The sequence below is a fragment of the Lysinibacillus sp. NPDC096212 genome (genome assembly GCF_044763105.1).
GTDB lineage: Bacteria > Bacillota > Bacilli > Bacillales_A > Planococcaceae > Lysinibacillus.
In genome coordinates this window covers 1-13446 of record NZ_JBIWFQ010000034.1, presented here as the reverse complement: position 1 = coordinate 13446, position 13446 = coordinate 1, and the positions used below count along the sequence as shown (strand labels likewise).

General features: G+C 35.1%; 13 protein-coding genes. 4 read left to right on the top strand and 9 right to left on the bottom strand.

The window, feature by feature from the left end; translation table 11 throughout:
• Positions 1-53: 53 nt before the first annotated feature.
• On the top strand, positions 54-668 hold the full coding sequence (locus ACIQ7T_RS24090; protein ID WP_370076297.1) for a hypothetical protein: 615 nt from the start codon (positions 54-56) through the stop codon (positions 666-668).
• A 432-nt stretch (positions 669-1100) separates the two neighbouring features.
• Here the strand turns inward: ACIQ7T_RS24090 and ACIQ7T_RS24085 are convergent, their stop codons facing one another.
• Entirely contained in the window at positions 1101-2909 is a 1809-nt protein-coding gene (locus ACIQ7T_RS24085) for a M3 family oligoendopeptidase (RefSeq protein ID WP_402874195.1), read from the bottom strand.
• 476 nt (positions 2910-3385) lie between these two features.
• Here ACIQ7T_RS24085 and ACIQ7T_RS24080 point away from each other — a divergent pair, with 476 nt between their 5' ends.
• A complete protein-coding gene (locus ACIQ7T_RS24080) occupies positions 3386-3502 on the top strand; it encodes a YjcZ family sporulation protein (RefSeq protein WP_370076291.1) in 117 nt (38 codons plus the stop codon).
• Positions 3503-3984: 482 nt separating this feature from the next.
• Here ACIQ7T_RS24080 and ACIQ7T_RS24075 read toward each other — a convergent pair whose 3' ends face one another.
• From ACIQ7T_RS24075 to ACIQ7T_RS24060, 4 genes are all read right to left on the bottom strand, one after another.
• Positions 3985-4674, bottom strand: coding sequence for a Dph6-related ATP pyrophosphatase (locus ACIQ7T_RS24075; RefSeq protein ID WP_402874192.1), 690 nt, complete (start codon positions 4672-4674; stop codon positions 3985-3987).
• A 103-nt stretch (positions 4675-4777) separates the two neighbouring features.
• Positions 4778-7948 (bottom strand): ATP-binding cassette domain-containing protein, encoded by a 3171-nt coding sequence (locus ACIQ7T_RS24070; RefSeq protein ID WP_402874189.1) that lies wholly within the window; start codon positions 7946-7948, stop codon positions 4778-4780.
• Between the two features lie 325 nt (positions 7949-8273).
• Positions 8274-8690 carry an SRPBCC family protein gene (locus ACIQ7T_RS24065; RefSeq protein WP_370076285.1) on the bottom strand — a complete coding sequence of 139 codons (417 nt, stop codon included), beginning with the start codon at positions 8688-8690 and terminating at the stop codon, positions 8274-8276.
• On the bottom strand, positions 8687-9013 hold the full coding sequence (locus ACIQ7T_RS24060) for an ArsR/SmtB family transcription factor (protein ID WP_370076283.1): 327 nt from the start codon (positions 9011-9013) through the stop codon (positions 8687-8689). The genes ACIQ7T_RS24065 and ACIQ7T_RS24060 overlap by 4 nt, the downstream gene beginning before the upstream one ends.
• 373 nt (positions 9014-9386) lie before the next feature.
• On the opposite strand from ACIQ7T_RS24060, the gene ACIQ7T_RS24055 reads away from it, so the two are divergent.
• Entirely contained in the window at positions 9387-9536 is a 150-nt protein-coding gene (locus ACIQ7T_RS24055) for a MerR family DNA-binding transcriptional regulator (RefSeq protein WP_402874185.1), read from the top strand.
• 30 nt (positions 9537-9566) lie between these two features.
• Positions 9567-10139, top strand: coding sequence for a MerR family transcriptional regulator (locus ACIQ7T_RS24050; protein WP_402874183.1), 573 nt, complete (start codon positions 9567-9569; stop codon positions 10137-10139).
• A 348-nt stretch (positions 10140-10487) separates the two neighbouring features.
• On the opposite strand, the gene ACIQ7T_RS24045 is transcribed toward ACIQ7T_RS24050, so the two are convergent.
• The 4 genes from ACIQ7T_RS24045 to ACIQ7T_RS24030 form a co-directional block, all read right to left on the bottom strand.
• Complete coding sequence (locus tag ACIQ7T_RS24045; protein ID WP_402874181.1) at positions 10488-11195, bottom strand: WGR domain-containing protein; 708 nt, start codon at positions 11193-11195, stop codon at positions 10488-10490.
• A gap of 92 nt (positions 11196-11287) precedes the next feature.
• Positions 11288-11698: a hypothetical protein gene (locus ACIQ7T_RS24040; RefSeq protein WP_370076277.1), complete on the bottom strand. Its 411-nt coding sequence runs from the start codon at positions 11696-11698 to the stop codon at positions 11288-11290.
• A 110-nt stretch (positions 11699-11808) separates the two neighbouring features.
• Positions 11809-12123, bottom strand: coding sequence for a DUF5713 family protein (locus ACIQ7T_RS24035; protein ID WP_402874178.1), 315 nt, complete (start codon positions 12121-12123; stop codon positions 11809-11811).
• Positions 12124-12192: 69 nt separating this feature from the next.
• On the bottom strand, positions 12193-13275 hold the full coding sequence (locus tag ACIQ7T_RS24030) for an Imm51 family immunity protein (RefSeq protein ID WP_402874175.1): 1083 nt from the start codon (positions 13273-13275) through the stop codon (positions 12193-12195).
• Positions 13276-13446: the final 171 nt, after the last annotated feature.

Sequence of the window (13446 nt, the reverse complement as noted above, 5' to 3'; positions counted from 1 at the left end):
CAGAATATTTGAATAAGTTTTGGAAACAATACACCTAAAAAGGGCTTGAGAAAATGAAAAGAATTGTTTTTGTTGTCTTACTTTTATTAGTTCCAATTGATGCTGTTGAGATAGTATCTGCTAGTTCTCTACAATTAACAAAAGATACATTTGAAGCCGATGAACAGCAAGAATTATCAATAAAACAAGCGATTGAATTAGCCTATCCGCCTGCATTGAAATGGAATAAAAATGCTCAATTAAAAGATGCAATAAATATTGATTTAGATAAGCCTGGAAAGTCAATCGGAAGTAACGGCAAAAGAAAGCATTGGAATATTTTATTTGGAGTGCCAGAAACTAATAAGGCTTTTTTAGTAACCATTCATGACGGAAAAATAGATGATACAAATGATTTAACGAGTGATGGTACTTCTCCTTACCCTAAAAAAGAGTTTATACAAATGAAAGATATTAAGTATGATTCACCTGAATTGCTTCAAAAAGCCATAAAAATTGGCGGTATTTATCCAGGTAAAGATTGGGCTAAAGGCTATAATTTTATGCTTAGAAAAGATATAGAGAGAAATGTTACCCTTCTAATAGTGATAGGTTGGAATAGTGACCAAACAAAATTGGAAGCAGCGGGCTTTAATGCTTCCACAGGAGAATACATTAAACCTAATTAATTTCATTCTAAATTTTTTCGTTAACGCGGACACTAGCGAAATAAGAAGGATCGAAATCAATCTTTTTTTGTTCAAAGCATGACTTTTTATATGTAAAAAAATAAGACGTTTAAATTGAAAAATTACTCAAAATACAACAAACAAAGCCAACTTCTTTGCGTACAGGAAATTGGCTTTCGTTTTGTTGAAATTCACAAAATGTGGGATATATATATCATTTGGTTGGCGAGACCCCAAATGGTAACCCGCAATAATAAAATATGATTTGTTCACCTAATTGTTTATTTAAAATAATGATTGAATGTACATTCTCTGCTACCAGCACGTTCCATCGTTCACATCATGTTTTCACCATATTCAATAAGTCCACTGAAAGTCCACTTACCAATGGCGGTTGGTTTATTTTCTTTTATCATTAAGATTTCGTCATCTTTAAATATTGTTATACTCACTACTTAATTTGATAAATTCATCCACATCTTTAACGCATAATTCAATTCCTTTTTTCCAAAAAGCTTCCGAAGTGATATCTTCACCTAAATGTTTCATCACTAAATCTTCTGTGCACATACACCCTGAATCACGAAGTAAATCCAAATAACATCTTTCAAATTCTTTACCTTTTTCTTTTGCTTTTGCAAATATGCTCAATGCAAACAAATATCCGAATGAATATGGAAAATTATAAAAAGGAGATTGTGTAATATAATAATGTGGTGTCCAGATCCATGATTGCAGTGAAGGATTATCAAGAGAACCATCATATCCTTCATCTATTGCTTCTTGCATAATTTCGTTTAAGCGTGATGATGAAACAATTCCTTCTTTACGTTCTTCATAAAATTTCTTTTCAAATAAAAACCTAGAATGAATATTCATGAAATTCATAACACTACGCTTTAATTTCTCATCAAGTAAAAATAATTTTTCATTAGTAGATTTAGCTTTTTGCATTGCCGCATCTAATATAATCATCTCTGAAAACGTTGAAGCAGTTTCAGCAATGCTCATTGGATATTGTTTATTCACGCCATTAATAGATTTCATTGCATCGTTATGGAAGGCATGTCCTAATTCATGCGCAAGTGTTAATACATTTGTAATTGTACCGCCAAATGTCATGAAAACTCTTGATTCTTTCGAAAGTGGAAAACCTGAACAAAATGCAACAGCCGACTTATTTGCACGATCTTCAGCTTCTATCCATCCTTCACTAAATGCCTTTCTAGAGAAATTTTCTAATTCTGTTCCGAATTCACTGAAATGCTCCAAAATAAAATCAACAGCATCTTCGTATTCTATTTTTTGACTTTTTGTTGTAATAGGTGCCCAAAAGTTAAAGGATTGCATCTTTTTATAGCCATTTATTTTTGCTTTTTGATGTAGGTAGTCAGCGAAAGGTTTTTTATATTTATTAACTACAGACCACATCGCATGAAGCGTTTCCTCCTTCATACGATTTTTAATTAAAGATTCTTGTATTACATTATCCACGCCAGACTTCTTGTAAACTTGTAATCGAAAACCTGCAATATGATTTAATATTTTCGCAAATAGTTCTTCATTCTCTTTCCACGTATGTTCTAAAGCATTATGGGCTTCTTTACGAACATCTTCATTAGGATGTGAACGTAAGTTGATAGCTTGACCTACAGATAAATTTTTTTGTTCTCCATTTATTTGAACTTTTATCGTAACAGTACTCATAAAAGAATTATAAAATTGCCCCCAAGCATGAAATCCATCTACCATGAGGTCCGATACTAAATTTTGTTCTCCATCTGAAAGGGTTGTCTCACCATCTTCACGCCATTCATTCAGTATAAACTTAAAGTTTGCTAAAACATCAGTATTCAGTAGATCTTTCCACAAATGGGTATCAATTTTTACCAGAGTGTTTTTCACTTTTTTCAATGCAGATTCAAAACGAGTATTTATGATCGTAATTTTCCCTTGCAGAATTATAGCATCCGGATCTTTTGAATTTTGGGCAAGAAGGCAGGTTATAAAAGAACTTGCTTGAGATATATTAGTTCGAATATCTCCTATGTAGTCAACTAAAACCGCAACATTAATTGATTCATTTATTTTTTGTGGAACATTAAAGGAATTTGTTTTTTCTTCAAATTCAGAAATTTCTTTTTCTAAATATCTTATATGTTCATGTAATTGAGATGATTTACTTCCGCCCTGGAACAGACTATCTAAGTTCCATACTTGGCTATACTTTGTTTCGCCCATTTATTTCGCCCCCTTAAATTTTAACTATTCAGTAATAAACAAACATACATTCCCATTTTATCACATTATGGAACATTAGTGAGTGTTATTTAACAATCTTGCGCCATTGCTTAAGTAAATTGTTAATTTACTAATATAACTAAAATCAAATGGTTAATATATACGTTAATTCCCTCTTTTTTACATAGTTAAGGAATAAAGAAAGGAAGATTTGAAATTTAGGTATGCGCCTGGTAATACGCAAGATCAGTCGTAATCACTTCAGCTTGATGCAATTGTCGAAAAACGAAGCGTTTAATTGAAATCAAGGAAGATTTTGAAGCAAAAGATATTCATTTTGTATCCCAGCAAGATTAAATTGACAGAACAACTGCTATGGGAAGATTTTTAAAAATTTATATTCAATGAGTAGATAAATATCGCAGTTCCTTTTAACAACTATTCATATTATAGATTGTAGAAAGGAGGTAATAACTATGTCTGAATACTGCGGTAATGGCGGCGGCTACGGTACTGGTTCAGCATTTGCGCTAATCGTTGTACTATTCATTCTATTGATTATTGTCGGCACTAGCTTCATCGGATTCTATTAATACCCAATACCGCCATCTATCCCATAATTTTTAGGATAATATAAAGTTATCCTTTCCCTTCGAATATTTACAAAGGGTCACAATCCTCCGGTGACCCTTTTAATAGTTTCTTAAATCAAAGTTAAGTATTGAGTCGCATCTGAAGGGGCACTGAGTGTCGTTTTTGAGATAGTAAGAAAACCTCTTATCATACAGTCGGTTGAAGATATTGATCGTGTTTTATTTAATTAGCGACGTTTTCAGCTGATGGTGGAATTGCATTTCTACTACTTATATTCGTTAATGATACGGATGATAACGAAGAAACCTTATTGATACCCAACTACATATAGTTAGACCAACATTAAAACATTCTTTGCAAGCAAACAAAAAAATAACATGAGACCCCACCTCAAATAGATAGATGATGCCCCCATGTTATTCTCTGTTTTTTATTCCGCTATTTACAACTATACTCTTTTGCACGTATCTGTATGATTTAGTTAATGATCTAGTTCTAAAGGTAAAAACGCATATTCTCCATTTCTAATAATCTCACATTTACGAACTGGGACAGGTTGTTTGAAAATTGGCCCATCTAATACTGTAGTATGGAACTCTCCACCTTCTCCGCAAGGGTCAATACCACGAGATTCAAGCTCCTTTATGTATTCAAGGGTTAACGTCCGTCCTAAATCTTCCTCGCGCATGCCCAAAGATAAATTAACAGTTACAATGATTGTAACAAATCCAAGGTTTATGAACTCTTCAACAGCTTCACGATGACCCATCTCCCATAAAGGCATGCCTAGTTTTAATCCAGCATTCTTCGTAACCTTGTCATGCCAGCAGCCATGTTCAGGCATATCTAAGTCTCCTGTTATTAACACTTCTGCCCCTTGATTTTTAGCTTTTTCTAAAAGGCGCATAAATATTTTTTCATATTCTGTCCAGCTTGCTGCTGCAGTATAAACAGGTAAACCTATCGATTTAGCTTGAGCACGTATAAGTTCCGGAGGCATTCCATGGGATCTTGAACGTTCGCCTTCTTCCTCCAACATGACGATTAATCCAAGCGCTTCTCCAACCTTCATTGCTTTATATAAAGCTAGGACACTATCCTTTCCCCCGCTAAAAGAAGCTATGAATTTATGCCCTCGAGCATTATTTTTCCAATCTATTAATTCTGCCATGCATATCTTTCCCCTTTAATTTCTAATGACTTTTTATAAGCTCCTCCTAGAATAACATGAAAACTCATATGCAATTGCACATGAGTTTTCAAAGAGGCTTGATCTAATTGTTTTGCTCAAGGCATTGGTAAATTGCCATCATATCTCGTTTATTCAATTCACGAATACGGTTGAAAATTGGAATATCTGCAACAGCCTCCGTGATTAAACTTTCAGCGACAACGTCATTGACTTTGCCCGTTAGCCATGTTTGCACGTCTACACCATCGACAATTTCCTTCCGTCCTTCATCATTGATACCACTTGCAGAGCAACTAACACATGGTACGGATAATTTATAGACGCCATCATGGAGATTGTCTTCTGAAATGACTTTCTTCCCATTACAGAATGGACATTTATGACTTGCTTTAATTTTATTAATTTGTGTCACAATTTTTTTGTAGCCAAATGCTTCATAGACGTACGTTAGTTTTTTGTATTTTCCATTAGTGAAATATTGGTCAATGATAGTTTCTCTCGTTTCGTCAATATTGGCAAAATCACAAATTGTTAGGAGATTTTTGCTGCTTATTGCTTCGATATTGTCTTTAATTTTGTCCCAGAATGGTAAAACATTATTTAGTACTATTTCATAACCGGCAAAGCTTGCTAGATCTAATTCAAGCATTTTCAACGATACTTGCGTTTCTCTAGGAAGTAAAGAGACATCTTCCGTAAGAGTCAAATCGCCGCCTACAATTGCTTTTAGTTTTTCAAGCTCTGGTAAGTTCCCTACAGTTTTTATGACTTGATCGATAGGTTGATGTATTATCTCGCGAATATCAGTGTCTTCAAACGTTAGTTTTTTCTTATGGTTTAGCACCGCACCTTGACAAATTGGACAGGCAATCATTTCTTTTGATTCTTTCATTTGCTCTTTAATAATTGATTTCGAAATAACGATATAACGTCCAAGGATAAAATTAAAACCTTCCCATTTTTTTGAGGACTTACTTGCTTTATCATAAAATGATTTTTCCCAATAACCATATAGGAAGGTATGTCTTTCTTCCGTTGTCATCTCATTGTAGCTTTTACTAATATCTTGACCCAGTTCATTCTTGATCTCATCAAAAAGGAATTGTAATTTCGGATATTGATAATATTTTAATACTTCCATCACGTCTGGATGTAATAAGCCATCCCAGAATGGCACTGTTTTGTCTTGTATGACGATATCGAAATCAAATTTTTCAATTTCCAGGCGGCCAGAACAGCTAGGGCAATGATTTTCTTGGCTGAAGAAATCGAAGCTTCTCGTATCTTTATTCGTCGGATGTGCAGCCACGATATGGTTAATCAGTCCACCGATTTCATATAAAAAACTATACTGACTATACAAGTGTCTTTCTAGATCAATGGCGACGACAGGTGCGATTGTTGCGGATTCATACTCACCATAAATTAAACGGGCCATTGATGACAAGCTTTTTAAAATACCACCTTTATAGATGTTTTCGGCATTTTTAAAATAGCTAATATGATTTTTTTCTAAATAATGCATGCCTTTTTTTGAATCAAGTGCTGAAGATATTTGCAATGAAGGATCAGTATTTATACTGTTATGCTGACTGAAATAATCATCTTGACTGACAACATCAAGATGTCGAACAGGTTCCTGCTGTCTCTTCCCAAAATCAACGATAAAATCAGAGCTTTCTATCATATAAGCATTATGCTCAATCATCATAATAGAAACGGATTCATCTTGCAGAATGTCCCTGACACTATCAATGAATTGATTTAAAATATTTTGTGATAAACCTTTTGAAGGCTCGTCAAAAATAAATAGCGTATGGGGGTTTCTTGCGTTCGAAAACAGCTCTGAAACTAAATGAACACATTGAAATTCACCTGTCGATAAAGATTGTGTTTTTCTTTCCAACGTTAAATAACCGAGCCCAAGTTTGATTAGTAAACTTAAGCGTTTATGAGCGATGTCTTCATTTGGAAGCTCCTCAATAATGTCTTCAATGGAACGTTGGAAAATATCATCTATGTCGTCACTGTATTTCGTCATTTTCTTTTTAATATCAAGAAACGTTGCAACAGTTGATCGACTAGTAATCGATTGGTTACGGTCTTGTCCTACCATAACCAGTTTATCTTTTGGATATCGTTTTAAGAAATCCTTAGAGATACACTCATTGACAAGGGTCGATTTCCCACAGCCAGACTCACCTGTAACGGTTACTAGTCTATTTTTAGGAATTTGAATGTCAGCCATTTCAATATTACGGCAGTAAAGATCATGAAATTGATAATAATCTGTAGGTACTGCCTGATTTCGTTCACAATGAATTGGCTCTGGACGCGGTGATTCTTCGACGATTCTACCGCCGTATTTCCCACTACCTGGCCCGAAGAATAGTTGCTCATCCGATGTATCGAGTACCGTATCAGAATGATCAATTAGCCAAATTTGGTTTTTATAGCCCAATTGTTTAATTTGTTGTAAAATTTTCAACAGCGTTTGGTGATCAAGACCAACAGAAATTTCATCAATAATAATTACGGTATTTTCACTAGAAGCCATAAATTCTGCTAAGTAAAGTCGTGTTAATTCCCCGCCTGATAAAGTGCCCATGATCCTATTTATTGTTAAGTAACCAATATTCATATTGATAATATTTTCAAGAATATGTTGTCTCTCTTCGCTAATATTTAATTCTTCTGAAAGGGAATAAATCGCTTCAATACTTAAATTGTTAATATCCGAAATACTATGTGGCTGATTCCATAATTCTAGCTTATATTGCTCAACTTCCGGACTGTAACGCTTGCCCTCACACTTTTTGCATTCGACATTTTTAGTTGTTCCACGTCCTTTACATGCAGGACACCAGCCTAATGCATTATTAAAGGAAAAAACCTCTGGCGAAAGATCAAACTGATCTGCCAGCTTTTCACGAACCTCTTTAAAAACGCCTGTATGCGTACCGACCGTTGAACGTGGATTAGTAGAAATTGATGATTTCCCGAGAAAAAGGACTAAAGGCATTTCTTCCATCTTAATGGCACTGAAATTCGTTTCCATAATATCGGGAAACAAATACTGATATTCAGCCTTTGGCAATAAAGAAACAAGACGTTTCTTAGATTCTTCACCAATTGTTTGACAAAATGTAGTTTTGCCAGAGCCGGACAATCCAGCAATTCCTAATGATTGATCTTCCGACAAGTCGACATCTAAGCGGTTTATATTGTTAGCAATTAATTGATTTATTTTCATCGGATATTCTCTCCATTCCATCTAGTATTGTCATGTTAGCACAACTACTACTGGATTTGTTATGTTTATGACATGCCAATCAATTATGCCTCGGCATAATTGCGTCCGGAATCAGCTTTGTGCAAGCACAAAGTACTCCTTTCCGATTCCGTGACATCCGCCGGAGGCTTTAACTTCTTTCAGCCTTTGCTGAAAGAAGTTAAAAAAATGACGCTTTCCGTGTTCCGAAAGCGTCTAATTGTTGAAGAACGGTTTATTTTATTCATTTCCTATTGGATACCTGCTTTTGATCTTGAAAAGCAGGTATCCTAATGAAGAAATATTTTTACAGTTCTGCTAACACTTTTTCGAGCTGATTACCATTGTTAATCCAAGCGTATTTAGCTCCTTCGATTGCTCCTTGACGAGCTTTTGTTGCTTCACTGAATCCGCTTTGATCAAGATGTAAATGTGTAGTTCCATCTGAACCTTCTGTCAACGTCCATGTCACAGTAGTAGTTTCTCCGGCACTTGCCCAAGTGTAAGATAATGTATGAGGTTCTTCTACTTTAAGTACCTCGCAATTGACAATTCCATCCCACCATTCATTTGGCTCAGCTCGGAATTGGAATTTATGTCCTACGATTGGTTTAAAGTCATTTTTCCATATCCATTTTGCAAGAGTGTCTGAATCCGTTAATGCGTTCCAAACTTTCTCAATTGAACTTGTAAATTGATAATCTAAAGATACATCTGCTTTCATTTTTCTTCCTCCAATAAAAGATTTAATATAGCCATTCTTTCTTTCCAGAATCCTTCGTAATACGATACCCAATCTTGAATTTCCTTTAACGGACTGGCATTCAAACGATACCTCGTTTCTCTACCAACCCTTCGAGCAATTACGAGATCAGCATCTTTAAGGATAGCCAAATGCTTAGAAACTGCTGTACGCCCCATTTGAAATTGAGACGTTAATTCGTGAAGAGGTAATTCTTCCGCATCTGCCAACAAGCGTATTAATTGGCGTCTTGTTGGATCAGCAATAGCAGCATAAATATCACGGTCTTGAGTCTTTTCGCTCAAAATCGCCCTCCCCCTTATGAATTGGACACTAAATGGTGTCTTAATTATATGACACCATTTAGTGTCCAGTCAATTTTTATTTTGAGATAATGACAATAGTTTTATACTCTTAACATTAATTAAAATCCATTTTGCTATATAATCATTTTAGAAAATGCATTGGAATTTGTGTTAGGTTTGGATTCCTCGCGTACTTGTAGTAACACTAACAGTCTAAGCCTATTTGATCACTCGATTTTTTTGTTTTCAATAAAAAAACAAACCGAAATTAGATCATTCGATTTGTCTTATTTAATCCATAAAAATTTATTCTCTGTAGTTGACTACTACGTAACGTAATACTTTATATTCTAGATATCAGGGGTGATTATTAGTGAAAACAATTAAAGAAATTTCGAATTTAACGGGGGTTTCAGTTAGAACCTTGCAATATTATGACATAATTGATTTATTGAAGCCTTCAAATTATACGCTATCCGGATATCGACAATATGATTCAGTGGCACTAATTAAGCTGCAGTAAATTTTATTCTATAAGGAACTGGGATTCTCTTTGAATGAAATTAAGTTATTGCTAAATGATCCTACTTCTGATTATCAAACTAAACTATCAAGGCAACGTACGCTCATGTTACAAAAGAAAGAAGGACTTGAAAGTATAATTTCCTTGATAGATTCTATTCTCAAAGGAGAGAAAGTTATGGATTTTGAAGTATTTAAAAAAGTATTGGGCAATAAAATGCCTTCTGAAGTTAAAGACAAAGAGCAACTAGCAAACCAACTTAGCGCTGAAAATTTCACCTCTATAAAAGAGGTTTGGGGCGAGAAGGAGTTTCTTAATCTACCAACTATTTCGAAGGATGAATTTGATGAGTTTATGGAGCAAAGCGATATTCTTTTAAAAGCTCTAGCCCAAGAAACTGATGAGTTAAAGCAAATGCACATTATTAGTAGTTGGATCGAATTGCATGTAGCTAAGTTCAATATTAATAACCCTAAAGCTTTCGCAAAGATTACTTCTCATCTATATGAAAGCGACGAAAATGCAATAGCCCAAGTAAACCCAAAGTTCGGAGCAAATTTCAATAAAGTATTATCTAGTTTGCTAGCTAAATTTTCTGTATAAAATTACTATAATGCTTGGATAGTAATGCAAAAAAATTCCATCTTGCTCTAGTAATACCTACTAAAATGATTAGGGAAGGTTGAATATGTTCTTTCCCTAATCATGCATGTTAGAACAAATTATAATTTTCATCCAGAGAAAAATCAAAAACACAGTCGAGTTGATGCTGTTGATTCGTTCGTACTAATCCGAATACATCTCGGTTGCAACACATCAATCAATGCTTCGTTTGTTATTTCCTCAACAGCTACCATACTGAGAGTCTTTAACAAATATTTTTGATAATCTTCATCAATTACTTCCGTCACATATTGAGCTAAAATCCGTCTTTTTCTTGTTGATTTCAATTTAAAACGCAAGTAAATCATTATACATTGTCTGCTGCGTTGCTGTTAATTGTCCATCAGAATACATGATAGCAAAACGCTTCAATGCTAAAAGTGCATTCTTCTTCAAAGCTGAATCTAGTTTCCCAGTAATTTTGATTTGACCAAAGGCTGTTGAATAGGTAATCATGTCACTTTGCATCATATCCATTTCATGCTCTTTTGCCATATCACGCACAGCTTTTTCATCCAATGTGTCAACTGATATATAATGCATTCCCCATATATTCTCTATTAAATGTTTCGGGAAAGTAGCAAAGTCATTGATGCGCTTCTTTCTTATGCCTTCTTCCATTTCATAAAGTGTATCAGACCCTTCATCACTACCAAAAGGTGCTTCTTCATCACCACAATCATAATAAAATTCTTCTGTGAAATGGGCGACAAAACGTGGGTGTGACGTTTTTGGATGTGGACCATATTCCTCTATATCAAAGTAAAGAAAATTATCAAAATCAAATGTAGGATTTTCTTGATAACCTTTTTTTATTTTACTAGCTATTAACTTTTGGGCTTCTTTTTCACAAATTTCTTGTGACTCAAATTCTTTCATATCATACTTCCCGATCGTTCCATTTTTTCCGTAATGCACACATATTGTCATCCCAAAATAATCAATTGTCCAAAATTTATTTGATTTTTCGTCTTGATATGTAAAAGCTTTTTTCATCTAACTGCACATCCTCTCCAGAGCCCTTTGGTCCTGTCAGATTTCCCCATATCGCACTCGTCAATTCAAGCAAAACGAATACCTCCCTCTAATTACCACTCACGCCAATCATCTGTTAACTCATAACGTCCAAGATTCTGACTTTTAGTAAGGTCATCAATATCAAATCCACAACGAATCAGCACTTGGTCAAAATAGTCGCAAAGCTCCTCTCGTTCTTCAGTTTCAATTAATCCGCCTCCACCTACCTCATTAATCTCATTTAGGGCAAGTACTACCGTTTCAATAGATTTCATAATTGCAGGATAGCTATCTGGCTGATTTGGCAGTTTCGCAATGGATGCTGCATACTGCTCTAGCACCATTTCCGTCTGATGAATAAAACTATCTGGAAACAATTCCGCGTAAATACAGTCATCTTTCTCAATCAATCCAGCAGTAAATTCTTCCTCTTCTTCTCTTTTAGCATTGCGCCAGCGTGACGTTGGTCGAATATCTTGCATAGGCCATTCCCCTTTATCTTGAGTTTCTAATTAGTAAAAAATCCCTCTTTAAAAGCCTTTATAATATAGAGTATTGGGTAGCATCGTAACAGTTATTTAAACATAACTCACTACCATTCACGTTCTCTTAATGCGTCTTCAATATCAAGCTTCACGTTGTATACATCCAATATATCAATAACAGTTAATGCAATACTATCTCGTGCAACAGTTTCAATTTCACTGTCATGTTCTAAGAATTCGTCTTCTAAATCATTTATCGCACGTGTAATTTCATCAAATTTTACTTGTATATCTTCTAATGAATGGGGACCTTGCTCTAAATAGCGGACAATTTGCTCCAATATACCTTTAATTTTATCTACTAAAAATTTAGGATAATAACTATCTTGATACATACCCTTTAAATAATTGATTTCTTTCATCTTAAACTCCTCCTTTAACTCTACTATCCTTCAATAATCTCCAAGTAAACCAGTTCTTTTCCTCCTCTATTAATCCAATATCGCCCTGGAAAATAAATCATGTATCTTTTCATCATTTTCACAAGCTTTTTTAAATCCAACAGCGAATCGCAACAATGCGTCCTTTTCGCTGGCATACGCACAGAACATATCTGCTTCTGGGTCGAAACGTACAATGCCTTCTAGCTCTGGTAACTTCTCTTGCAAATACACATTCGCAAGCGAGCACCAATCGTAGCCGTTACCTTGAAATCCTTCGTCTGCCCGTGTTTCAAACAACTCCTGTTTATAAATGCCTGCTTCTAATAGGAACGAAATATTTCCACTATCATGTTCTAGCCAACTAAAAGGTTTTAGTTCTTCATTCATCATTTGAGCATGTAGACTAGCTAGCTTTTCCGCTGTAAAACTTAATTTCCCCTCTTGACTTACAATTTCCCCCTGCTCTATACGTTCATTTAACCAACTTGAAACAAAGTCTGGGGCATATCCTCCTGTACTGAAACCTTGTGCAAGTGCAATGATATTCTTGTAATCCGCTAAATATTGAGCTTGCGTCACCTTCGAATTAGCACAAGTGTACAACCAAAACTGGATATCATACATCAGCATGGATATCTCATCTGCATGTAAAGCAAAATAGCCTTTGTCCTCTACAATTTGCGTACAAATACCTCGAATAACTGCTTCTATCCGATTTCCCTCTTCTGCTTTCTCACAAAACGACTGTAACAAAGGAGAGAATGGTGCATGTTTCACCAAATCTAAATCGTCAAGTTTATCTTGTTCTGATGTATCGAATACTTCCTCATTCACCAATCCGACAATAAAAGTCGCAAAGTTCGGCGCAAGGAAAGTAATATAGTAATCTGCCTCTTGGTCTACATGTACAACAGCAGGTTCACCATCTGCACCACATGCACGATAATCAAGCATAATGACATCATGACCTGCTGACGGGCAATCGGCTATGACAACGCCAATATTTGGGTAGCCCCATTCTTCCAACATAAAACTACTTCCTAAACTGCCACACAAGCTATTAGCCTTTTCGCGACCAATGCCCATAATTCCTGTAATCGCCACATGATTTTCTGCCGATACGAAAAACATATACATTTCTTAAAAAATGTAAACATCTCTACTGTGACACAACTTATATCTTCCGACTTTCGTATTTGTGTCTTCTTTATTCTCCGAGTCTGGTTTCGCCAAAGCTACTACCATTTAGTATGACTCTCCAAAGGCTTAAATTCCGCAGTATCGTTGCGTACACATCTAAGG